General features: G+C 41.1%; 21 protein-coding genes. 8 read left to right on the top strand and 13 right to left on the bottom strand.

Going from position 1 to position 24,060, the window contains the following annotated elements; translation table 11 throughout:
• Positions 1-170: 170 nt before the first annotated feature.
• A complete protein-coding gene (locus I6N96_RS11865) occupies positions 171-2,603 on the bottom strand; it encodes a glycyl radical protein (RefSeq protein ID WP_209557745.1) in 2,433 nt (810 codons plus the stop codon).
• Positions 2,604-2,755: 152 nt separating this feature from the next.
• Positions 2,756-3,499: a DeoR/GlpR family DNA-binding transcription regulator gene (locus tag I6N96_RS11860; RefSeq protein WP_209557744.1), complete on the bottom strand. Its 744-nt coding sequence runs from the start codon at positions 3,497-3,499 to the stop codon at positions 2,756-2,758.
• Between the two features lie 137 nt (positions 3,500-3,636).
• On the opposite strand from I6N96_RS11860, the gene I6N96_RS11855 reads away from it, so the two are divergent.
• The gene (locus I6N96_RS11855) at positions 3,637-4,413 is read left to right on the top strand and encodes a glycyl-radical enzyme activating protein (protein ID WP_209557762.1); all 777 of its coding nucleotides are present in this window, start codon (positions 3,637-3,639) and stop codon (positions 4,411-4,413) included.
• Between the two features lie 302 nt (positions 4,414-4,715).
• Here the strand turns inward: I6N96_RS11855 and I6N96_RS11850 are convergent, their stop codons facing one another.
• The 5 genes from I6N96_RS11850 to tsaE all read right to left on the bottom strand — a co-directional run bounded on the left by I6N96_RS11850 (position 4,716) and on the right by tsaE (position 8,149).
• Complete coding sequence (locus I6N96_RS11850) at positions 4,716-5,312, bottom strand: nitroreductase family protein (RefSeq protein WP_209557743.1); 597 nt, start codon at positions 5,310-5,312, stop codon at positions 4,716-4,718.
• 166 nt (positions 5,313-5,478) lie between these two features.
• Complete coding sequence (locus I6N96_RS11845; RefSeq protein WP_245186941.1) at positions 5,479-6,174, bottom strand: metal-binding protein ZinT; 696 nt, start codon at positions 6,172-6,174, stop codon at positions 5,479-5,481.
• A 217-nt stretch (positions 6,175-6,391) separates the two neighbouring features.
• Entirely contained in the window at positions 6,392-6,751 is a 360-nt protein-coding gene (locus tag I6N96_RS11840) for a DUF3958 family protein (RefSeq protein WP_209557741.1), read from the bottom strand.
• Positions 6,752-7,151: 400 nt separating this feature from the next.
• Complete coding sequence (locus I6N96_RS11835) at positions 7,152-7,676, bottom strand: GNAT family N-acetyltransferase (RefSeq protein ID WP_209557740.1); 525 nt, start codon at positions 7,674-7,676, stop codon at positions 7,152-7,154.
• The gene (gene tsaE, locus I6N96_RS11830; RefSeq protein WP_209557739.1) at positions 7,673-8,149 is read right to left on the bottom strand and encodes a tRNA (adenosine(37)-N6)-threonylcarbamoyltransferase complex ATPase subunit type 1 TsaE; all 477 of its coding nucleotides are present in this window, start codon (positions 8,147-8,149) and stop codon (positions 7,673-7,675) included. The genes I6N96_RS11835 and tsaE overlap by 4 nt, the downstream gene beginning before the upstream one ends.
• Before the next feature lie 405 nt (positions 8,150-8,554).
• On the opposite strand from tsaE, the gene I6N96_RS11825 reads away from it, so the two are divergent.
• On the top strand, positions 8,555-9,727 hold the full coding sequence (locus I6N96_RS11825; protein ID WP_209557738.1) for an AI-2E family transporter: 1,173 nt from the start codon (positions 8,555-8,557) through the stop codon (positions 9,725-9,727).
• A 282-nt stretch (positions 9,728-10,009) separates the two neighbouring features.
• On the opposite strand, the gene pta is transcribed toward I6N96_RS11825, so the two are convergent.
• Positions 10,010-10,993 (bottom strand): phosphate acetyltransferase, encoded by a 984-nt coding sequence (gene pta, locus I6N96_RS11820; RefSeq protein ID WP_209557737.1) that lies wholly within the window; start codon positions 10,991-10,993, stop codon positions 10,010-10,012.
• A 156-nt stretch (positions 10,994-11,149) separates the two neighbouring features.
• On the bottom strand, positions 11,150-11,833 hold the full coding sequence (locus I6N96_RS11815) for a uracil-DNA glycosylase (protein WP_209557736.1): 684 nt from the start codon (positions 11,831-11,833) through the stop codon (positions 11,150-11,152).
• Between the two features lie 129 nt (positions 11,834-11,962).
• Between I6N96_RS11815 and I6N96_RS11810 the strand changes: the two genes are divergently transcribed.
• Together I6N96_RS11810 and I6N96_RS11805 are read left to right on the top strand one after the other, a co-directional pair.
• Entirely contained in the window at positions 11,963-12,832 is an 870-nt protein-coding gene (locus I6N96_RS11810) for a Cof-type HAD-IIB family hydrolase (RefSeq protein ID WP_209557735.1), read from the top strand.
• 35 nt (positions 12,833-12,867) lie between these two features.
• Entirely contained in the window at positions 12,868-13,395 is a 528-nt protein-coding gene (locus I6N96_RS11805) for an LURP-one-related/scramblase family protein (RefSeq protein ID WP_209557734.1), read from the top strand.
• 300 nt (positions 13,396-13,695) lie between these two features.
• On the opposite strand, the gene I6N96_RS11800 is transcribed toward I6N96_RS11805, so the two are convergent.
• Positions 13,696-14,268 carry a GNAT family N-acetyltransferase gene (locus tag I6N96_RS11800; RefSeq protein ID WP_209557733.1) on the bottom strand — a complete coding sequence of 191 codons (573 nt, stop codon included), beginning with the start codon at positions 14,266-14,268 and terminating at the stop codon, positions 13,696-13,698.
• A 125-nt stretch (positions 14,269-14,393) separates the two neighbouring features.
• Positions 14,394-17,060 (bottom strand): sigma-54-dependent transcriptional regulator, encoded by a 2,667-nt coding sequence (locus I6N96_RS11795; protein WP_209557732.1) that lies wholly within the window; start codon positions 17,058-17,060, stop codon positions 14,394-14,396.
• A gap of 346 nt (positions 17,061-17,406) precedes the next feature.
• Between I6N96_RS11795 and I6N96_RS11790 the strand changes: the two genes are divergently transcribed.
• The 4 genes from I6N96_RS11790 to I6N96_RS11775 all read left to right on the top strand — a co-directional run bounded on the left by I6N96_RS11790 (position 17,407) and on the right by I6N96_RS11775 (position 20,844).
• The gene (locus I6N96_RS11790; protein WP_209557731.1) at positions 17,407-17,736 is read left to right on the top strand and encodes a PTS lactose/cellobiose transporter subunit IIA; all 330 of its coding nucleotides are present in this window, start codon (positions 17,407-17,409) and stop codon (positions 17,734-17,736) included.
• 2 nt (positions 17,737-17,738) lie between these two features.
• Positions 17,739-18,062, top strand: coding sequence for a PTS sugar transporter subunit IIB (locus tag I6N96_RS11785; RefSeq protein ID WP_209557730.1), 324 nt, complete (start codon positions 17,739-17,741; stop codon positions 18,060-18,062).
• Positions 18,055-19,380, top strand: a complete 1,326-nt coding sequence (gene celB / locus I6N96_RS11780; RefSeq protein WP_209557729.1) for a PTS cellobiose transporter subunit IIC — start codon at positions 18,055-18,057, stop codon at positions 19,378-19,380. The genes I6N96_RS11785 and celB overlap by 8 nt, the downstream gene beginning before the upstream one ends.
• Positions 19,381-19,458: 78 nt before the next feature.
• On the top strand, positions 19,459-20,844 hold the full coding sequence (locus I6N96_RS11775; protein ID WP_209557728.1) for a glycoside hydrolase family 1 protein: 1,386 nt from the start codon (positions 19,459-19,461) through the stop codon (positions 20,842-20,844).
• 86 nt (positions 20,845-20,930) lie between these two features.
• Here the strand turns inward: I6N96_RS11775 and lacG are convergent, their stop codons facing one another.
• Both lacG and I6N96_RS11765 read right to left on the bottom strand, forming a co-directional pair.
• Positions 20,931-22,334 carry a 6-phospho-beta-galactosidase gene (gene lacG / locus I6N96_RS11770; RefSeq protein WP_209557727.1) on the bottom strand — a complete coding sequence of 468 codons (1,404 nt, stop codon included), beginning with the start codon at positions 22,332-22,334 and terminating at the stop codon, positions 20,931-20,933.
• Positions 22,335-22,372: 38 nt separating this feature from the next.
• Positions 22,373-24,043, bottom strand: coding sequence for a lactose-specific PTS transporter subunit EIIC (locus tag I6N96_RS11765; protein ID WP_209557726.1), 1,671 nt, complete (start codon positions 24,041-24,043; stop codon positions 22,373-22,375).
• Positions 24,044-24,060: the final 17 nt, after the last annotated feature.

Here is a 24,060-nt window from a genome sequence, read left to right as displayed (position 1 = left end):
AAATTAGGGAAGCACATGGAGAGAAAGAGACGAAAAGAAGAAAAAACAAGCCCGATTTTGATATTGATCATCAAAATCAGACTTGTTTTCTTTTTGAGAGTAGACTATTGTCCCACTCTCTTATGCTGTAAAAGAGTTTGAGATGAAATAACTCTCAAACTCTTCGTCTACTACAACACATGCTCTGTTCGCTCAATGATATCATCCTGAGTCGCCTTGGATAATACATTGAAGAAGGCAGAATAGCCAGCAACTCGGACAATCAGGTCACGGTGCTTTTCGGGATGTTCTTGTGCATCGATCAAGGTCTCACGAGAAACCACATTATATTGGATATGGTACCCTTGCAGTCGATTGAAGAAGGTTCGAAGGAGCATGATCAGCTTTTGCTTATCCTCTTCTTTTGCCAAGGTTTGCGGATTGACCTTTTGATTTAGCAGTACACCGCCGATTATTTCTTCTGTTCTCAGCTTGGAAACAGATTTCAAGACAGAAGTAGGACCGTTTTTATCCATGTTATGGGACGGGGAACAGCCCTCTGCCAGCGGAACCCATGCATTTCGTCCATCCGGCGTTGCCATTGTTCCTTTTCCCTGTCCAACATTTGCAGAAATAGAGGATGTACCTGAGTAGCGGGTCCCGCCAATTGGTCCACGGCCAAAACGAGTGCTGGGGTATTTCTTCACTTCTTCTATATAGCTGTCATAGGCCTTTGTCACCAAATCATCTGTGTAATCATCATCATTTCCATACTTAGGAACATCATGGATGAGCATCTGTTGGATTTCTTTGCTGCGGTCACTTTCGTAATCCGTCATCAACGCTTCCCAGAGCTCCGTCTGTGTTACTTTACCTTCTTCAAATACCAGCAGTTTGATGGCTGCCAAGGAATCTGCCAAATTAGCAATTCCAACTTGAAGTCCGGAAATAAAGTCATAGACTGCACCGCCCTCCTTGAGTGTTTTTCCACGTCCAATACAATCCTCTGTTAATGCCGAGCACAATATATCCGGCACATCTCGCTCAAGTCCCAGATCGATAGCATTTTCTACAATCACACTCATACGTGTCAGCTCTCGAACGGTTTTATCCCAAGCTGCCTGCAGTTCTTCAAAAGATTTCATCTCATTGAAGTGTCCATACCCTTTCACAAATCGTTTACCGGAAACCGGATCGATTCCGTCATTCATTGCAATCATCAAGATTTTTGGGAAATTCATGTAGCTCATTCCTGTACAACGATAGCCCCATTTACCGGGAACAGCCGTTTCAACACAACCTATTGCACTATAATCATACGCATCTTCTTCAGTAACACCAATTTTTATAAAAGAAGGAATAATGATTTCATCATTGTTGAAGGCCGGCATCCCGAAGCCTAGTTTCATGACCTCGATACATTCATTCATGAATCGATTGTCCAAGCCGGAATGATAACGCACTGTCAAGTTCGGCTGCGGCAGCTTTGTTTGCGCAACACTTTGCAGAACAAGATAAGACAGTTCATTCACCGCATCCTCCTTCTCTCTCGTTTGACCGCCAATCGTCACATTTTGATAAAGCGGACTCCCTGCACTACTAAACGTATGCGCCTGACTCCTGACCTTGTTGATCGTTAAAGTTTTGATCCACAGATTCGTCAACAGCTCGACTGCTTCACCCTCAGTTACCTTTCCACTATCTATATCTGCTTTCAGATAAGGATACATATACTGATCGAAGCGCCCATAGGATAAAGAGTGACCATTCGATTCAATTTGCAGGATCAATTGGATGAACCAAACCGATTGGATGGCTTCTAAGAATGTTTCAGCTGGCTGATTTGGGACCTTGCCGCATACGCGACTAATTTCCAATAATTCCGCTTTTCTTTTTGGATCGGCGCCTCCTGCCAGCTCCATGGCTAAAGCTGAGAAACGCTCTGCGTATAGTTTCACTGCGTCCAAGACTATCAATACCGCCTGATAGAACTGATATTTATCGATGCTTTCAGGCTCTGTCAAATCCAAATTTTCTTTTGCTCTAAGTGTTCGCTCTCTGTATCCGACAAGGCCGACTTCAAGTACAGTTCTGTAATCCACCGCTAAATGAGCATCTCCGGAATTCATCTTTCCTTCCATGCCGAAGAATCCTGTCTCCATAAAAACAGAGACTTCATCAGGAAGTAAAGCACCTGCTCTAGCTCTCAAATTATTATTTTCCCAAAACGAAGCAATCGATCGCAAATCTTCTTTCGTTTCTTCTGTAATATAAAATACATCGCCGTCCCGTTTTTCAAATAAATCCAACTCATTCAAAACAAACTCCAAAGTATACTCTGGAAATATTGGTGCATCTCTATTAGAAGCAGCCTGATTCCCAACGATCATCGTCTCATCTTCAATGTAAATAGACATCTTTTCCAAAATGTTTTTTAGCATCAATGCACGCTTCACAACATTTGGCTGGTTTTGATGTTCTTTATAAGCTTCTGTTGCCAAAAGCGCTCGTTCCGCACAGATATAGGGCTTGGCAGTCAGAACACTTTCTCTATAGTCCTCCATTCTTCCTGTTAAATTCCCAAAATAAGGCTTCTTCTGTTTTTCTTTGATTACAGCATTCATTGTAAAGCACCTCCGTTTTATCTAAAAAGTTCTTTCGAAACGCAAAACAGTTTCTTTCGAACAAATTGTACCATCACATTGAAAATTTCTCAATCATTACTATAAAAAAAGCTGCTACTGCACAATTGTGCAATAACAGCTTTTAGCATCTGTTAAACCGTTGTTACGGAAATCTGCTCTTTCTCAAGGAAAGATTTTATTTGATTGGGAATACCGTTATCTGTGTAGACCTCTGCTATTTCTTTAAAAGCAAATTCAGCAACGGCTCCTTTTTTTTCAAACTTGCTTGAATCGGTAAGCAGAATCGTTTTATTGGCATGTCCTGCCATGACCTTTGCTGTATCACATCGATTGATGTCACTGCCTGTAAAGCCTCGTGCCAAATCACAGCCATCAACTCCTACGAAAATTTTATCTACATGGAAGTTCTCAATCACCTGTCTCACCAAAGGTCCGACATTTACCTGAGATTCCTTTTGATATTCGCCTCCCAACAGGATGATTTTAACACTTTCTGCTTTTCTGATGTAGGACGCAATAAAGCTGGAATTGGTAATGATCGTAATATCGTTTCGCTGAAAAGCCAGCTCTTCAGCTAATAAAGTACAGGTTGAACCAGATTCGATCATGACCATTTCCCCGTCAGATACTGTTTCAGCGGCTTTTTTAGCAATTCTCAGTTTTAACTCATAGTTCTTAGCCAAGCGATAGTTGATATCTGCCTCGTTATTCAATAGGGCAAACCCATGCTGCCTATGTAAGATCCCCCGGGCTTCCAATTTATCTAAATCTTTCCTGATTGTTACTTTCGAAACCTTCAGCAGCTCTGCCAAACGGTTGACTTCTATTTTTTTTTGCTTGCTAACCATGGAAATAATCTTTTCTTCTCTAGACATAATACCCTCCTCGCTTTTTTATTCTATCACAGCACTATTCATATCTCAAACCGCCGAAAAGTTTCGTTCGTAATAAAAAACATTTACGTTTGATCAATATCGTGATAAGCTTATCTTGAAATTAGGAGGGATTCATGATGAATGAGAAAGCCTGTATCTTCAATATCCAAAAATTTAGTATCCATGACGGACCCGGTATTCGTTCAGTAGTCTTCTTTAAAGGCTGCCCGCTACGATGCTATTGGTGTGCCAACCCTGAATCTCAATCTGGTAGGCCTGAAGAAATGTGGGATAATCAAAAAAAACAGACAACTCTTGTTGGAGAATATAAATCAATGGAAGAAATTCTTGATGATGTTCTGAAGGACACGCCTTTCTATGAAGAATCTAATGGTGGGGTTACATTGTCTGGTGGAGAGGTGCTTTATCAGGCTGAATTTGCGACTAAGCTGCTGCAAGAACTGAAGCAAAGAGGAATTCATACCGCTTGCGAAACCACAGGGTATGCCAAAAATGATGTCTTTGAGATGTTCATTCAATATGTCGATCTGCTTTATTTTGATGTAAAGCATTATGATGATGAAAAACATCAAGCTGGGATACACGTTTCCAACCAATTGATTTTGGAAAATTTAAAGACTGCTGCAGCTCAGCATTCTGATTTGGTTGTTCGGATTCCAGTTATTCCCTTTTATAATGACAGCTTAGATGATGCGAAGCACTTTGCAAAGCTCTTTAGTGACTATGGTGTGGAGAAGGTTGAACTTCTGCCCTTTCATCAATTTGGAGAAAAAAAATATGAATACTTGAATAGAGAATATGCTATGCATGACATCCCGCAACTCCATTCAGAGGATCTATTTGCTTACCAGGAAATAATTGCCGCTTCACATATCGATTGTCTTGTACGATAGTGGTCGTTCTTCCATAAAGGGACTGCAGTCTTCTTCTTTAAGACGGATCAATATATGTCATCCATACGATTTGAACACAACCAAATAATACCTGCACTTGAAAATGCGTTTATCGGCTCAAGAAAAAGAAGAGGTTTGCTTTATTGAAATCTATGAGTTATCAGCAAAGGACACACTACTTTCCCTTGAACATATCTCTATTGAGCTATACTCACTGAATCTCAATCCGTTGGAAATAGAAAAACAACTACTAAAATAAAAGCCATGTCCGCTAATCTCAGCAGCGAACATGGCTTTTCTCTTTATAAAATCGGCAGTTCCAACGAGTGAAGCCAATCTGATACTGGTTGTCGATTCTTTGCTTTCGGGATTTTTTTCGGGATTTGCGTAAAATGAAGTGTTCCTACTATTTTTTCATTGCTGGGAATACCAATTTCCTGTTGAAATACTTTATCAAAAATATCTGCTGTTGTCCGCCAAGTCACACCAATTTGCTGCTCCCATGCAAGCAGCTGTATATTTTGAATCAACGCTGCAGTTGCCAATACTGCTTCAAAATCTGCTTTTTCTTCATGAATCTGCTTACTTGTAATGACCATCGAAACAGGTATCATTTCATAATAACTGCGTGTTTTTTCTTCAAAATCTAAAATTCGTTCAGCACCAAATTTTTCCCATACCTTGATTCTTGAATAACAGTTCAGCACTCGTTCAATATATTCTTTGTGCTCTTCCTGTCCTCGAATCATGTAGGCTTTCCATGGTTCCTTAGCCGAATGAAACGGTGCATATGCGGCAGCCTCCAAAATACTCGTCAATAATTCTTCTGAGATTTCTTCTCCGTGTACTTCCCTTATTGTTCTACGCTCTCGAATGACAGCTTCTATTTTGCTATTCATCAATTCATTCTCTCCCCACTAAATGATAATGATTATCATTACCAATTAGAGAAACTATAGCATACAGGAACAGCTCACGTCAACATTCCCTATACTTTCAAAACAGCTCACCTTGTCTACACCTAATCCATCAACAACTGCAGCATAAGTCCATGCTAAGAGCGGATCAATGATACAGCATTTCATGTACAATAGCCGAGGTAGACATCGAAGCTGGATAATAAGTCGGCCAATTATCCATTTCTTTCAACAATTCTTCCTGACTTAAGTTTCCAAAGTAAATGTGGTAGTGCCCTGACTGCTCCGGAGCAATAATATGGTCACTGAACTGTATTGACTTAGGTGCAGCCTCATCTCCTTTTACCTTGTCGAATAAGTAGCGAACACCCTTTTTACCGGATTCATAAGTCAAAATTTTATATCCTGCATATTCATAATTTCCTGAGGCCCATTCTCCATCTTTGTAAAATGAAATCAAATCCTGAAAGATATCAATTTTTTCTACGTCTGTCTGATAGCCAATCGTGTAATATTCCTTATACTCATCAGCAGTTTTTTCTCCATCTTCTGCTTTATGCTCAAACACTTCATCCAGCTTACCAGCCTCTAAATACGGAAAAACAGATTGCCATTCTCCTTCCCATTCTGAAAGTGTGCGGTCCTCTACTTCAGAATCCTCAAAAATACCTTCTGCTGCCGGTGTCTTCACATGAGAGTGATCGTGATCATGGGCAGTCTCTGAAGTTTCTTCACTCATCGAAGATGATGATTCTTGACTTTCAGAATTCTTCACTGTGCCGCAGCCGACCAGACCGAAAATAAATAATGTAAGTATACCTGTATAAACGCCTGACTTTCTCAATGACATGTCCTCCTAAAATATAAATAGTAATAATTACGATTTACATCGTACCACACAAAAATATACCTGTAAACAAAAAAAAGAACCTGACAATTCACAGCCTCCATCAAAAGCCAGATTCTTTCTCTCGCTTTCTTGGGTCAGCTCGCTCTGTCGGTTCCTTCGTTCAGCCTCTGTCATTGTTGAAAAACACAAATCTCATCTATTCCTCAAGACGTCAACGCAGTTCTTCCTTTAACCGTCTTTTCTCATAGTAAATCTCATTTTCTCGCTGCTCCAATTCTTTCTTCTTCAGATGTAAAGCAGCTTTTTCTCCATCTATTCGTTCAAAAATATCCTGTTCTTCTCTCTTTACTTCAGAAAATAGTTCAGTGAAAACATATCTTGTCTGACTCTTATGAAACAGCTTTTCCAGCTTTGAAAATAGCTGCGTCGACTTATAAAACAATCCTTCATAATCAGTCCGAAGCTTACTCATTTCTTTCTCTGTCTGCTCTGCCCTATAGTGTTCATGGGCAATTCGATTTTCTTCCTGTTCAAGCTCCGCAAAAAAATCATTTCTATCTTTCTTTTCCATCCACTATATCTCCGCTTCTATGTAAACAATTACCAGACATAGCGCTCCCATTCACAAAAGACACGACTCATCTTTTAATGATTCCCCAGAGATTCAACACAATGTCTATGTTTTCCTAATTAAAAATATTGTTATCCAAGCTTTATAACAATATTATCATAATTATAAATACTTTCATACTAAAAGATAGTAATTTACACCATAATAAAATTATTATAACAATTTTATTATAAAAAAAGTACCCACCCTTATTAAAATAAGGATGGGAAAAAGGAGTTAAATGAAAAATAAAAAGGGTTGTTAGTTGTTGTGAGATTATAATACTATCGCTCAAATAAAATTGCAAACAATAACCCTTCGGAAATAAAAACTTTTTTTATGTCGCTTAAATGCTCCCCTCTCAATCGATCAGTAAACTCATTAATCGTACATCTAAAAACTCTCCATCATCCGTCTTTGCCCCTCGGGACATGACCGCTTCTGTCTGAAATCCAATTTTTTCATATAGCTTGATTGCCCGCTCATTTCGTTCCTGAACAGTTAGCTCCAGACGATGGATAATCCCTCCTTCAAAAGCCCAATCAATCAGCGCTTCGATCATAGTACGTCCCAAACCAAAGCCCCAATACTCCTTCAGAACACTGATGCCAATCTCACCAAGATGCTCCATTCGTTTTTGCTTAGAAGCACTGACGGAAGCCGTGCCAACAATTTGACCATCGAGGGTCGCCACCATCAATGTATTATTTGGTGAGTCATAGAGCTCAGCTAAATTATGTTCCATATCCTCAATAATCATCGGCTCCCCATTCCCATCCATCACTAAATACGGAGTCTCAACAGCAACCTTCTGTAAAACATCAATGATCTGCTGTGCATCATCAGGTATCGCTTCTCTGATTGTCAGTTCAATCTCTTCTGTCATTTGCCGTTCTCCTTCCACTGCTCTTCGATTCGTTCAAGAAGCGCCGATCCAGCTGCACCGATCCCATCTAAAGAAATCATACGCTCTTCTTCTGCAGCAGGATTTTTTTCTAAGTCAACCGCGAGGTATTGTTCCGGACCATCTTCCCCAAGTAGCTGTCCCCATTCGACAACACTCAGCCCCTCTCCTTCAAAATACTCTTCCAGCCCCAGATCCTCTGTCTGTCCCTCCACGCGATACACATCCATATGATAAAGCGGCAAGCGACCTCCCTGATACTCTCGAATGATTGTATAAGTAGGGCTTTTGATCATTTTGTCGATGCCCAGCCCCAGAGCGATCCCTTTTGTCATCGTTGTTTTCCCGGCACCTAAATCACCGGATAATATGATAATGTCACCCGCCTGAGCAACGGTGCCGATCACCTTCGCCAGAGCTTCAGTTTCGTGACTATTTTTTACTGTTAATTTCATTTTCTCTCATGCCCTTTCGTTCCATCGCTTCGATTATTGACAACAGCACTTCTCTTAAGTGCTTAAATAGTATTTTCTGTTTTCAAAAACTATTATCAAGATGCTTTCCTTTTTGAGAGTATATCATAAAGTGATCATTGGACGCACTACAGCAACAGGATTTTATCTCTAAATCTCTTTAGCAACCTCTTCTCGATAAAAATACTAGTCACCACCTGTTCCTTTGTTTTTACAGTTATGCAACGATAGTCTATAATAAATGTAATATATACTTCAAACATACAGTTGTTTATTATTGCTGTTTTATTTGTTCATCTACCTAAATATGGGGAAATTTGCACTTTACCTTTTGCAGTCTTGGTGGACGAATAACAAAATCTTAAGTTATTAAAAGGAGGAGCGAGAATGGAAAAGAGAAAAAGCCGCTGGCAACGCTTTTTAGGCGGAGGGAATCTGATATTCACTCTAGCCGTACTATGTCTTACCGCCATATTGATTTTTTTGCTTCATACGATTTCATTTATTTTTACACCTATTTTTGTTATTTTTGTTACCGTTCTTCCTCCAGCTGTTTTCGGAATCATTATCTATTATTTATTGAACCCTGTCGTAAAGCGACTAGATAAGAAGCTGCCTCGAGTTTGGATCATTGCCGGACTCTATGTTTTAGTTTTGGCACTGCTGTTCTTAGGTGGACTGCAGCTCTTCCCAATGATTCAAAAACAAACTGAAGAGTTGATCGAGCAATTCCCAACCTTTTTAAATGACTTTCAAAAAACTGCAGAATCCTTTGTTGCTAAAACACCGTTCGCCGGAGAATTCAGTCAAGCAACGGAATCTCTGGAAAATCTCTGGAGTAAAATCAGTGGTGTCGCAGGTGATTACTTAGAAAAAGGCGCCCAAGGGTTAGGCAATGTTTTTTCTGCAGTATCAACGACTTTTCTGACGTTATTTACTGGGCCAATTATTGCATTCTTCTTACTGAAGGATAAAGAAAAGTTCTACAAAACCTTGAAAGGAATCATGCCGCCGGTTTTCCGAAATGATTTTGATGAACTCAGTCAAATCGTAAACATCCAAATTGGTGACTATCTGAAGGGGCAAATCATTGCATCTCTTGTTTTAGGTGTGATGTATCTACCGACCTTCCTTTTGATTGGTATGCCTTTTGCCGGAATTCTGGCTCTTGCTGCTGGGATTCTATGTATTATTCCATATATTGGACCTTTTATCGCATTCATCCCCGGACTGATCATTGCTTTTCAGGATTCGACCTTTATGGGAATCAAATTCCTAATCGTTTGGTTTGTCGTTCAACTGATTCATGGCGATTTGGTCGTTCCACGAGTGATGGGCGACAAATTGAAAATCCATCCAATCACCATTTTATTGGTATTGCTTGTTATGGGTGATCTTTTAGGCTTGGTTGGTGTAATCTTCGGAATTCCGATTTACTGTCTTCTCAAGGTCTTTGTTATCTACCTTTTCCGTAAATTCAAGCAACGCTACAATCGTTTTTATGGAGAAAAGGGCAAATATGAAGAGACCGAATTTACAAAGGATGAGTATTTGAAATAGTTATCCCTTCTGATTGTGCGATGATGTGCAAATAGAAATAATACAGGAGGGCTCACTTGCCTACCTGTATTATAATTTTACACACAGCAAATAAAGAGGCTGAGACAGAAGTGTTTAGCTACAAGCAATAAGCCGGAATTCACGAAAATTGTTTTACAAATTTTTGTTGAATTCCGGCTTATTGTCGTAGGAGCTACTTCTGACTCGCCGTTTATTCGGATTTAGGGTATGGAAAAGAGTGGCAACAGATTATTGTCCCACTCTCTTTTAGATTGCTTTGACTTACTTATCCATCATTGCTTGTGCAGCAGTAATAAGAGCAAGTTTATATACATCTTCTTCATTCGCTCCACGAGACAAATCTGAAACAGGCTTGTTCAAGCCCTGCAGGATTGGTCCAATCGCTTCAAAGTTACCTAAGCGCTGAGCAATTTTGTAGCCGATATTTCCAGATTGCAGTTCAGGGAAAACAAAGACTGTCGCTTTACCCGCAACGTCAGAACCTGGTGCTTTCAATTGTGCAACAGATGCAGCGTAAGCAGCATCAAATTGTAATTCACCATCGATGTCCAAATCCGGCGCCATTTCTTTTACCAATTTTGTCGCTTCAACGACTTTATCCACTTCAGGAGCCTTCGCAGAACCCTTTGTTGAGAAGCTCATCATTGCTACTTTAGGTTCGATATCAAATAACTTCGCTGTTTTTGCACTTTCGATCGCGATTCCAGCTAACTCTTCAGCATTTGGGTTCACGTTGATTGCACAATCAGAGAAAATGTATCTTTCCTGTCCACGACCATGGAACATGATCATCGCACCACTCGTACGACTCACACCAGGTTTTGTTTTGATGATTTGCAATGCAGGACGCACTGTATCACCTGTTGAGTGGATCGCACCACTGACCATTCCATCAGCAGTTCCCATATATGTCAACATTGTACCGAAGTAGTTAACATCTTTAAGAATTTTCTCAGCGTCTTCTTTGCTGACTTTCCCTTTACGACGTTCTACAAATGACTCAACCATTTCATCCCATTGATCATAGTTATCAGGATCGATGATCGTAAAATTAGATGTCTTGATCCCACGTGCATGGGCTGCCTTAACGATTTCTTCCGGTTTACCAATCAAAATAGGCTCAAGTAATTCTTCTGCTTTTAAACGAGCTGCAGCACCTAAAATTCTTGGATCTAATGCTTCCGGAAAAACAATCTTCACATTTTTGTTAATGACTTTCGCTTTTAAGTTATCGAATAGTTCCACAATACACCCTCCAATATTCTTTTACATGTACATTCACAATCATACACTATTCCAAAAGAAAATAACAGTTTTTTTTGTCTGTATCAATGAAAAAACCTTATTATGATAACTTTTTCACAAACTTGTCAATCTATACTATAACAGTTTCACGCTGTTTTAAGACACTGTATCAGGAAGCTGCCAATTGATAGGCTCTTCGCCTAGCTGCTGCAATGCCTGATTTGCCTGAGAGAACGGTTTTGACCCGAAAAATCCGCGGTGTGCTGATAAGGGACTAGGATGCGGCGACTTGATGATCACATGCTTATTCGTATCGATCATCCGCATTTTATCCTGTGCCGGTTTGCCCCATAAAATGAAAACAACCGGTTTCTCCCGTTCATTCAGCTTTTTGATTACAGCATCTGTCAATTGCTCCCAGCCTTGACCACGATGAGAATACGCCTGTCCTGCCCGAACCGTCAGAACCGTATTCAAAAGCAATACTCCCTGTTTTGCCCAGCTCTCCAAAAAACCATGATTGACCGGTGCATAACCTAAATCCTCCTGCAGCTCTTTGTAGATGTTCACTAAAGAAGGCGGTGTCTTGATTCCAGGCTGTACAGAAAAACTCAAGCCATGTGCCTGATTCGGCCCATGATATGGGTCTTGACCTAAAATCACTACTTTGACATCCTCATATGGCGTCAGTTCCAATGCCGAATAGATATGATACATATCCGGATAAATCGTCTGTGTTGAATATTCTTTTTTCAAAAATTCTCTTAACTCATTGTAATATGGTTGACTGAATTCCTCCGCCAACATTTCTTGCCAGCTATTATGAATAATTGTCTTCATGTCCTCAGCTCCTTTACCTAACTAGAATAACCAACTTTATTAAAAGTTACAAGGGAATTTTATTATAACAGTTAGACTGAAAACATGGTAAACTATAGGTATGTAAAATGAATGAGGTGGAAATAGTTTATGATTAAGTTAATAGCTTCAGATATGGATGGTACATTGCTGGATTCCAAAATGGCCATTTCCGATGACAACGCTTCTGCTATTCGTGAAGCAGCTCGTCAGGGTATCGAATTTATGGTCGCTACCGGCCGAGCGTATTCAGAGGCTCAGCCTGCACTGGAAGAAGCCGGGATCGATTGTGCCATGATCACACTAAACGGAGCTCAGGTTTTTGATAAACAAGGAAAGACAATCTTCACTGCCGGAATTGAAAAAGATACAGCCTTGAAGGCTCTTGATCTCCTTGATCAAAATAATATCTATTATGAGATTTCTACAAATGAAGGAATCTTCTCAGAACATCAAGAAAAGAGAATTGAAAATTTCGCAGCTCACATTGCTGAAACGATGCCTCACCTTACCTATAAGGTGGCCATTGCAATGGCGGCGGCTCATTTATCTCTATTAAAAATCACTTATGTCGATGATATGAGTGAAGTGATAAAGCGTGATGATATTGAAATACTGAAAATTATTGGCTTCAGCATCGACGGGCCTAAGGTACTCGGTCCTGCCGGTATGGAGATCGAAAAACTATCGAATGTGGTTGTTACTTCTTCTGCTCAGAACAACATTGAAATCAACCATAAAAATGCCCAAAAGGGTATTGCAGTTGCACACGTTGCAAAATTACGCGGCATCGATGCGGAGCAGGTCATGACGATCGGCGATAATTTCAATGATGTTAGTATGCTGCAATGGGCAGGCGTCAGCTTTGCAATGGGTAATGCTGAGGTAGAAGTAAAGGAATATGCAAAATATGTCACATCAACAAACTTGGAAAATGGCGTAGGTGAAGCGATTTTACGGTCGATTCGTGAAGATTTATAATTTTTGTCGGTGAATCTGAAAAGAGGTGGAGCTTCGTGTCTGAATACTTTATTCAGGAACAACAATTGAGCAACGTGACTCGAACTATTGTAAAAGATGAGGATGGCAAATCACTCTTTTTGCTGGTGGGACGCTGGGGCACTCGAGGAGACGCTCTATCCCTCTATGCTATGAACGGTGAACTAGTTGCCAGCATCAAACAGCTTTCGTTTTTCTTCGGTACTCGCTTCGATCTTTATAAAGGATTTGAAAAAGTTGGAACACTTAAAAAGCTGTTGAATCTGAATGCAGATTTTTACTATATAAATCAACTTCACTGGACAGTGATCGGGGACATTCGAAACCATTACTATACGATCCATCATAACAGTCATAAAATCATGGAAATGAGTAAAGCCACTTTATTTTCCGGGAACTACTTTTCCTTGGAGGTAGAGAAGGATGAGGACGCACCACTATGTATCTGTATCGCCGCAGTCCTTGATTACTGGCTTTATAATAAAAAAAAAGACAACAACCAGAAACAGCAGCCGATGATTGGTATCGGTTGGGGTTCTTGTTGATGGAAGCAATCGATGCAAAAGCTGACAGCTCTGAGAATTGAAATGCGATATGCGGCGCTTGTTCTATAAGCTTTCGGTCATCCTTTGATTTAAAAATTGTGTTCGTACCGCTTTCCAAATAGAGAAGAGAGTGGGACAATAATCTGTTGCCACTCTTTCCCATACCCTAAATCCGAATAAACGGCGAGTCAGAAGCAGCTCCTACGACAATAAGCCGGAATTCAACAAAAATTGGTGAAACAATTTTCGTGAATTCCGGCTTATTGCTTGTAGCTAAACACTTCTGTCTCAGCCTCTTTTTTATTTTTCTAAAATATTTTTCTGCATATGCTCATAAAGATGACCACTGATCATGCGTTCTTCGACTGCCTTGAAACCGTGGCGCTCATATAAACGCTTGGCATTAGGATTAGCCTCATCTACGCTCAACCCAATCACTTTCTTTCCTTCTCGCTCCGCCATTTCAGGGAGTGCATCCAACAGCTTAGAGCCGACGCCCATCCCTCTAAAGTCTGCTGCTACAGAAATCGTATCTAAATACCATTCATTCGGCAATGTTTCCGGATCGACAAACAGCTCAAGCTCGTCATCAATGCCATATTTCTTCAAAATATTCTTCAGCGGCACGTCGATGGTCGGTTCTTCTTCGGAAGAATACCCAAAGGCAATCCCTGCTACTTTCCCATCTACCTCATAAACGAGCCCTCTTTTATAGCCATAACGATAGGCAGGATCTGCGATGGCCTCTTCAAGGATCGAGAGTACCATTTCTTCTGAAACTTCTTCAAATATAGGCAGCTCCATGTCTTTTAAAATAACAAGAATCAATGGAGCGATCATCGCACCATCCTCTTTTCTTGCAAATCGAATCATTCATATCACTCACTTTCTACAGTGAGTGTACCACTTTTTCACAACAATTTCATCTCTATTATCCTTTCTTGCACATCAGAAAAGAACATATATTTCTATAAAACCAGCTTTTTTTGTTCATCTGCTTAGCCTAATGCTGTCTGGGGATACGTAACAAACAGGCTGACCATATAACTGATTTCTCCATCTGAAATCGTCACAGCATATTTTTCCTCGATCGACTGGATTGCTTCCCTAATCACTAGATGCTCCCATGCAAATTTTTCTTCATACATCTTTTGATCCGGAAAATCATTTCCTCTGTCACCCTTTTTCAAACCATCCACCAAGCAGCAGATATGGAAAATTGCACCGAAAATCGTTCGTTTATGAAATTGACGCTGCAGCTTCTTCTCTAAAAGCGGTAAAATACTTTTTACATCAGCAACGATCTCGTTACTGTCTATATCAGAAAGCTCATCCTTCAGCGTCTGACCAATATTGCGATACGTGCTGTCTATATCTACGATTTCCTGAATCTGGGCCAGCGCCTCCGGCTGAAACAAGTCGTACAGCTGAAATTGTGTGATACTCGTTTTGATTGGTAAAGACGAAACGATACAGAGGATCGTGTATTTCTTCTGCATCGCTGAAAGATAATTTACAGCACTTTCATTATGCAGCAGCGTCACCGGAATGATTGTCAATGCTTCGTCATCGACCGTCAACTTATTCTTCAAAATGTTTTTCATCGTCACAGCAGTGCCCTCTCCTGTAACACAGAATGTCAAAATCACCGATTCCTTTTTGTCGTCCCAAGCAGAATGACAAACCGACGATTCTCTCGGCACTGCATATTCATTGACCTGCAATGTAGACTGATAAATTTCATCAAGGGGAATTCCCAATACAGCTTTTCTCGTTGCCTCCAGTACATGGGATGTGCTGACCAGTCCAATCGTTGCACAGTGGTTGCCTAACTCCTTCTCGATCTCATGGCCGATATTGTTCAGCGATCCCATATCCACAAGGAATAACAAATCCGCAGTCGTATTACTCTCAATCAGCAGCTGCTTCAATCGCTGCAGCATCGATTTTGGACTTTCTTCCAAATCCATATTTATACCCCAAGCGCCCTGTTCAACATTCAGCAAGCGATTGACAAAGGTTGTCATAGAGGTTGCCGTAGAAGCACCATGAGCCAGCACGATCACTTGAACCTGTCTGGAGCTTTCGGGACTGTCGTCACTATTATAGATAAAGAACATCGCTAAAAAAACAGCCTCTTCATCAGGAATGTTGATATCCAGTGAACAATTCAGATACAATAGACATTCTTTTGCAATCATCACATATTCAGGATATTTTGCTTCTATCTCAAGATTATCCGGATGAATCGTCAAGTGGTCTCCACGACGAATTCGATCATACGTATTCAATAAATGAATTGCCAGGCTTGCTTGTATTTTCTCATTCAGTTTTCGCTCCAACAATTGCTCGGCTAGCTGAATTGTCTGGATACATGTCTCATACAAGGGCTCTGAGAAGACGGTTTTCAGATTTTTGATGGATCGTCCGTCACTTTCTTCTCTATAAAGAGATTGGTAATTTTCTTCGACGATTTTTACCAGCTCTTCATAGCTCAATTTGCCTGATTTGACCTCATCTGTTTTTTCATTCAACAATTTATAAATGTTGTTCTGATCCGAAGAACCATCCTTATCGAGATCCTGATCCGGCTGAAAAAGGACATAGCGTCCAACAGTCGTTCGCATTTTCTGCCAAATGATTCGCTTATCCGGTTCCTGATAAAGTCCATTTAGAATATGCGGCATCAGTTCCGGACTATGTATCCGAATATCCTGCTGACCATTCAGCAGAAAGTCAGCATATGCCTTCGCACAGCAAAGCTGAACATCACTTTTCAGCTGCCCGATATTACTTGGACAATGATAGCTGATCAATGCCCGCAAGCTGTTCTGTGTGATTTTGATTGGCTCGTTCAACCTGTTGGCTTCCGCCTGAAGAAACAAAGAAACCAGCCATGCTCTTTCTTCCAATGTTCGCTCTGCCAGACTAGGGATTTTCAGAACCATTGGTATCCGTCGCTGAAAGGTCTGCAGCAAAGCCGAATTTGGCGCCTCCGTCGTTGCAGCAATCAGTTGAACGGTTGCACTTCTTTCTTTCGCGGTCTCTCCTAAACGATTATAGGTTCCATAATCAATAAAGGTAAACAGCATCTCCTGACCTTCCGGAGGCAGTCGATGAATCTCATCTAAAAACAGGATACCGCCATCTGCTTTTTCAATCAGACCTCTTCGTTCCTCTTCCGCACCAGTGTATGCATTTTTCGTCACACCAAACAGCTGCCCCATCAACAGCTGCGGATTATTCGCATAATCAGCACAGTTAAAACGAATAAACGGATAGTCCTCACTTTTTCGTTTGACTGTTTTTGCATAATCATAAATGTAGGAAACAAACATGGATTTCCCGACCCCTGTTTCTCCATAAAAAAGCATGTTCAGTCCATTGGGAGGGTATAGAATAGCCGCCTGCGCCTGATTAACGATCATTTTCAGGGAAGGATTTTTCAATACAAACTGCTCCAGCTCTGTCATTTTTATCACAGGATGATACAAAACCGGCTTTCCGCATTCCTTTCGAGCCATCCCTTGGGCAACCAGCTGATTCAAATCACTACTGACATTCGCTCTGGAAAGCTCCAGCTGCTCTGCTACTTCATTCGTTGTGATACCAGCCCCTTCGTACAAACGCTTCAAGCCTTCATAAACAAGTTCCATCCGTTTCATCTCTTCACCTCTCTCTGTTTCCATTTTAAAGGGTTTTCATAAAATGTAAAGGTCAATGTGCTTTGATGTGTTTCATTTTTTTCCAAAGAGGAAAACACATCAGCTATTGACAACTGCTGCTCAGGATCTCCAAGTTTTTTTATTCAATTTGAAAAGTCATGAATTTTCTTTGGTTAACCTACTGCTTCAGCGTTCACTTCCCCCTTGCACCCACCAACAGAAAAAAACAGTTCAGTGATTCAGCTGCTGCCATCTCTCTATAGTAAACACATTTTTATCCGCTTCATGTGTTTTGGCATACATCTTGCTTATATAAAGATGAATCAGCTAGATAGGAGGGTTTGTAATGGAAAATAAACTTGTAGAGGAGGATTGGATTATTGGCTTGATCTTACAGGGGGGAACAGCTAGAAGTTTAGCCATGCAGGCGGTCGATCAGGCTGCCGAAGGAAAATATCAACTGTCAAAAGATTTGATGCAGCAGGCTCATGATGCCCTCAGCACTGCTCATGATTATCATTCATTGCTGACTCAGGACCATCTTGAGGAAACTGTTCTTCCTACCCCTTTGCTTTTGATGCACGGACAAGATCATTTGATGAGTGCCATCACATCCATTGATATGGCGGATCGCATGATTCAGCTGTACCATCGTTTAGATAAGGGAGGAATCTGAAGATGATCAATATTACTGTCGCTTGTGCTGCCGGAATGTCAACCAGTCTTCTGGTCAGCAAAATGGAAAAATATGCCGCTGCTCAAAATATTGATGTCGCAATTATCGCTGTTCCGGAAAAACAGTTTGAAAAGCATTTGTCTGAAACAGATATCCTGCTGTTAGGTCCCCAAATTTCCTTTTTAGAGGAGAAATACAAGGAAAAATATCAGGAAAGCTCCTTTGTCGTGAGTACAATTTCCATCATTGACTACGGTCGAATGGACGGAGCAAAAGTAGTAGAAATGGCCCTATCATTATTAAAAGGAGGACAAAAAAATGAATAAATTTATGGACGGTTTACAAGATAAATTAGGCCCCATCGCTTATAGACTAGACTCAAATCGGTATCTATCCGCTATCAAAAATGGTTTCTTTGTTGCAATGCCCTTATTGATCATTGGTTCCTTATTCCTATTAGTTACACAATTACCATCTGATGCCTATTTAAACTTTATGGCTTCTGTTTTCGGTGATGACTGGATGAACTTATTCCTTCAAGTAAACAACATGACAATGAATGCTATGACGATCTTTGTTATTCTGGGGATTGCCAGTGAATTGGCAAAACACTATCAGGTTGACAGAGGTTCCTCACAGGCGATAGCCATTGTTGCGTTCCTTGTGTTAACACCATTGACTTCAGATGAATCAGGAAGTATGTTCCTGCCACTTGGAAACTTTGGTGCTTCCGGCCTGTTCGTCGGAATGATCACTGCGATCCTGGCAGTGGAAATCTTCCGCTGGGTCACACAAAAGGGCTGGACAATCAAAATGCCGGAGTCTGTTCCGTCAAATGTATCGAAATCTTTTTCTGCTCTGATTCCCGGCTTTTTCGTTATTGTGGCTTTCAACTTGATTCGAATCGGCTTTACCTTTACAGAGTTTGAAACAGCTCAGAACTTCATCTTCAATGTGCTGCAGACACCATTGCTTGCATTAGGAAGCTCTCTTCCGGCAACTTTGATTGTTCTTCTATTCGAAGCATTGCTTTGGTCCTTTGGTATTCATGGTTCAAATATCATCGGCGCTGTTATGACACCGATTTGGACAGCCTTAGCGGTGGAAAATGCAGAAGCCTTTGCTCGTGGAGATGTACTGCCAAATATCGTCAATGCTCAATTTTACGGAAACTTTATCAAGCTAGGCGGTTCAAGTGCTACGATTGGTTTGGCAATCGCTTGTCTGTTTTTTGCAAAATCTTCTCAGTTTAAAACACTGGGTAAACTGTCATTTGCTCCAGCTATTTTCAATATCAACGAGCCTTTAGTATTTGGTATCCCAATCGTATTGAATCCGATTATGCTGATTCCATTTATCATTGCGCCGCTTTTGATGTGTATCATTGCTTACTCTGCTATGGCAACAGGTTTAGTTCCTATCACGAATGGGATTCTACTCCCTTGGACAACACCGCCGGTAGTAGCCGGATTCCTGCTTTCAGGTTGGCGCGGCGCACTGCTTCAGGTTGTTCAGATTCTTCTTAGCTTCGGTCTATACTACCCATTCTTCAAGATGGAAGACCTAAAAGCTTATAGAATCGAGGTCGAAGGCGAGAAAGCATACGACGAAGAAATGGAAATTGAAATCGCTGAAGAAAGTTAATAAGATTACTTCTTGACATGGGAACATTCCCATGTCTTATTGTTTATCTATATCACAGAATCGAAAGGATGAAACAGGATGACAAACCATTTTCCAAATAATTTTTTATGGGGAGCAGCAACCAGTGCTTATCAGGTTGAGGGGGCTTGGGATGAAGACGGTAAAGGAAAATCTGTTCAGGATGTCAAGATTTTGCCTGACAATACCAGTGATTTTAAAGTGGCCGCTGACCACTACCATCACATGAAAGAGGATATCGCACTATTCAAAGAGCTGGGACTGAAGGCATACCGCTTCTCTATTGCATGGACACGTATCGTTCCTGATGGCGACGGTGAAATCAATCCAGCCGGCATCAAGTTCTATAGTGATTTGATCGATGAATGCATCAAACATGAAATCGAACCGGTTGTTACTGTTTACCACTTTGATTTACCAGCTGTGCTTGATGAAAAAGGCGGCTGGGGGAATCGGGCAACAATCGATGCCTTTGTTCGTTACTGCAATATTTTATTCGAACACTTTGGCGATCGTGTCACTTACTGGCAAACAATCAATGAACAGAACATGATGGTGCTTGCCGGTGCAGCGGTTGGGACTGGCGATCGTCCATATAAGCAGCTTTTCCAAGAAAACCATCATATGTTGGTGGCTCAAGCAATGGTCATGAGAGATTATCATGAAAAGGGCTATAACGGGAAAATCGGGCCGGCACCAAATATCGCTGTTGCCTATCCGGAAACAGATAAGCCAGAGGATGTCCTTGCAGCACAAAACTTTAATGCGCTGAGAAACTGGCTATTTCTTGATGCCGCTGTTTACGGTGTTTACAACCATCAAGTCTTGGCAATGCTGCGAAAAATCGGTGCAGAACCTGAGATGACTGAGGAAGACTTGGCAATCATGAAAGCCGGCACCTGTGATTTCATCGCCTTCAACTATTACAATTCAGGAACTGTCAAAGCCAGCGTTGTAACGGCTGACAGCTCTGGAAAAGCAGACCAGCAAAGCGGCTTCAATTTGCCAGGCTACTTCCAAAGTGTCAAAAATGAGCACTTAGGTACAACTGAATTTGGCTGGGAAATCGATCCAGAAGGCTTCCGTACAACAGCAAATGAGATTTATTCTCGCTATCATCTGCCAATGATCGTTACTGAAAATGGGCTTGGCGGCAGAGATGAGCTGACAGAAGACGGAAAAATCCATGATACTTATCGTATCGAGTACTTACGAGATCATATTCGTACAATGAACGAAGCAATCGGCGATGGCGCTGATATCATTGGCTACTGTCCATGGAGTGCTATGGATTTGATCAGTACCCATGAAGGAATTAGAAAACGCTACGGCTTCATCTACATCAACCGTTCCGATTTTGATTTGAAGGACATGAAGCGCTACAAAAAAGATAGCTTTAGTTGGTATCAAAAGGTTATTGAAAGCAACGGAGCAGAACTGGATTAATCTGCTGGAATGCATGAAGCAAGATAAAAATGGACACACAGAGCAGCAAAGCTTGTCTCTGTGTGTCCATTTTTCATTTATCAGCTTTATACCAGTTCATTCTTCATTGCCATTTCCTTATACCAGTAAGCACTCTTTTTAGGATATCTTTCCTGTGTCTCAAAATTCACATAAAATAAACCATAACGTTTATTGTAGCCGTTTGTCCATGAAAAGACATCCATCAAGGACCAGATAAAGTACCCTTGAACATTTACGCCACGTGCAACAGCCTTCAAGATTGCTGCCAAGTGTTGACGGACATAATCGATTCTTGCATCATCCTGAACCGTCTCTTCTATCAGTACATCCTTATCTCCCATACCGTTTTCCGTCACATAGATTTTTTTATAATTCGGATACATCTCTTTGATAGATACCAGCATGTCTTCCAGCCCTTGCGGGAAAATCGGCCAGTCCCAATCTGTTGTAGGAATCAACGGATTGTTGACACGTTCACCAATTCCCTTTAGCGCAAAGACGCTGCTGCCTTTTTCCCCTGTGCCATTATGATGGATCATGCTTTCTCCATCATATGCCTTTAGAAAATGGCTGGCATAATAGTTGATACCTAAGAAGTCAATCTTATCGGCCGCATAGCTCAGATACTCAAAGTCCCTCGGTTCTGTCCTTAATTCCCCTTGGTTCTTCTTCAGAATATCTTCGATAACATTCATCACTTCAGCCGAATACGTGCCAGTGAATGTTGCATCCAGCATAAAACGATTAGCTAGAATATGCTCCCTTACAGCCGCATCTTGATCCTCTGGAAGCTCACTGATTGGATATTTCGATTCCAAAATATGAACAATCCCGATTTCACCTGAATATCCCTGTTCTTTGTATAGTTTCACTACCCTTGCATGTGCGACCATCATGTTATGCATCGACTGGATCGCTTTCGGGATATCATAATGAATATTCGGTGGAAAATGACCAATAATATACTGACCGGCTACAACTGACCACGGTTCGTTGATCGTGATCCAATAATTTACCTTATGCCCATATTCTTTGAAGCAAAAGTCAGAAAAAGCAACATATGCTTCAATCATTTCAGAAGAAAGCCAATCCCCTTTCTTGTATAGAGGGGCTGGGGTATCAAAGTGATGCAGCGTAACAAATGGTTCTACACCCTGTGCCAGACAAGCATCGATCAAATCATGATAGTAGCTTACACCAGACTGATTCGGGGCACCTTTTCCTTCAGGAAAGAGTCTCGTCCAGGCAATTGAAATTCGAATGCCGTTTATACCAAAGGCATGTGCCTGTTCAATATCCTCTCTATATTTATGGTAAAAGTCACTGGCTGTACTCGGATCAAACACTCCCTGTTCCTCCAAGTAATCGTCCCAGTAAGTCTTTCCTTTACCATCGACTTGCGTTGCTCCTTCTGCTTGATACGCCGCAGTTGCCGCACCAAATATAAAGTTCTTCGGAAATTTCTGCATGATAGACTCCTTTTTATTTATTCTGTCAGCACGTGGTATTATGCCAACGTTTCAAATACAAAATTCAACGCCTGTTCAGGTGTTCGAGCCAATGCAACATACTCCGCACCAGAGGTAGAAACTGCCTTCGTTTTATAGCCCTTGACATCTTCCTCTAGTTCCCCAAGCATGGATGCCATCTGAGGTGCCAGAATAATCAAATCGAACTCACCAATCAAGTCTTTATGCTGACCATAGGCCATAGCTGTAGAATCCAGCGGTATATCCTTTTGCTTTGCGCCCTTTTTGATGGCATTTGCCAACATCGCACTTGTTGCACCATTGGCACATAATACAAGAATTTTCTTTTCTGTTTTTGTATCTGCCATTGCCTCAGCCGCGGCCGCTGTTACAGCTTGCTCTTCCGCTGCTTCCAGCTTCTCTTCCACTACTTCACTTTCTTGTGTTCTTTCCTTTTCCAACAGCTCATTATCATACGCCTTAAAGAATGGGAAATACACAAGAAAATCAACAACTAACAGAACCAGCATCAAAATAATTGCCTGAAAAGCGAACCCCGTACCCATGATCAAACCTAGTGGTCCGGGAGTCGTCCATGGCAGATTGTAGATAAACCCATTCATTCCCAATACATCCACAAAGAATTTGAACAGCCAGACATTCAAGATTGGTGTCAAAATAAATGGAATAAAGAAAATCGGGTTCAACACGATTGGTGCGCCAAACAACATTGGCTCATTGACACCAAATAAAACCGGCACAGAGGATGCTCGCCCAATCGTCCTTAATTGCTTGGATCTTGCCAGAAAAGCAAACATCAGTGTAATCACCAGTGTTGCTCCAGTTCCTCCCAGAGTAGCAACAAAGTACTGTGTACCTTGAGATAAAATACGGTTAGCATGCTCGCCGTTTTGATACAGCTGCAGATTAGTTTCCACATTAGTAATATAGATAGCCGCCACAGCAGGCTCAACAATAGACGGTCCATGAATCCCAACAAACCAGAAGAAGGCCATTGCACCAAAAATCAGAGCCAAACCCAGATAGCCGTCGGCAGCACTAAATATCGGCTGGAACAATTCGATGATTTTCTCAGAAAAGTTCGTTCCAACAAGATTTCTAAACCCAAGATCAAATAACCAGAAGAAAACAACAGAGAGCGTCATAGGAATCAAATCCTTGAAGGTCTGAGAAATATTTCCGGGAACTTCTTCCGGCATCTTCACGGTGATATTGTTCTTGATACATAGTCGATAAATATTCGGTACGACGAAACCCACAACGAAGGCTGTCAATAACCCTTTTGTTCCCATATAGCCAGTTGCAAATCCGCCTTCAAGTGGGTCAACACCAAGTAGTAAGAAAGAAATAATAGCTGCTACCGTTGTAGAAACAGTGTTGATCTGATTGGTTTTCGGTAACTTACTATTGAAGTTGTCCGTCAAGCTTTTCGCCACAGTAGATGACATCAGCAAACCTAAGATCCCCATGGAATAATTGTAGGCCTTCATAATGACTGCTTCTGTTTCCCCACTCCAATAGAAATCAAAAATATTAGGAACATAGGCAACAAGAAGAAAAATACTTGAAAACAAAATAACAGGAATCAGGCTGATAAATCCATCTCTAATTGCCCGCAAATAAGGATTGTTCGATATCTTTTCGAACGTTGGTTTCATTTTTTCAATCCGAGAAACTAATACATTCATGGTAAAACTCCTTTCTT

It is taken from the genome of Enterococcus larvae (assembly GCF_017830045.1).
Taxonomy (GTDB): domain Bacteria; phylum Bacillota; class Bacilli; order Lactobacillales; family Enterococcaceae; genus Enterococcus_L; species Enterococcus_L larvae.
Note: the sequence above shows the minus strand (reverse complement) of the source record. Positions and strands in the feature narration are given on the sequence as shown.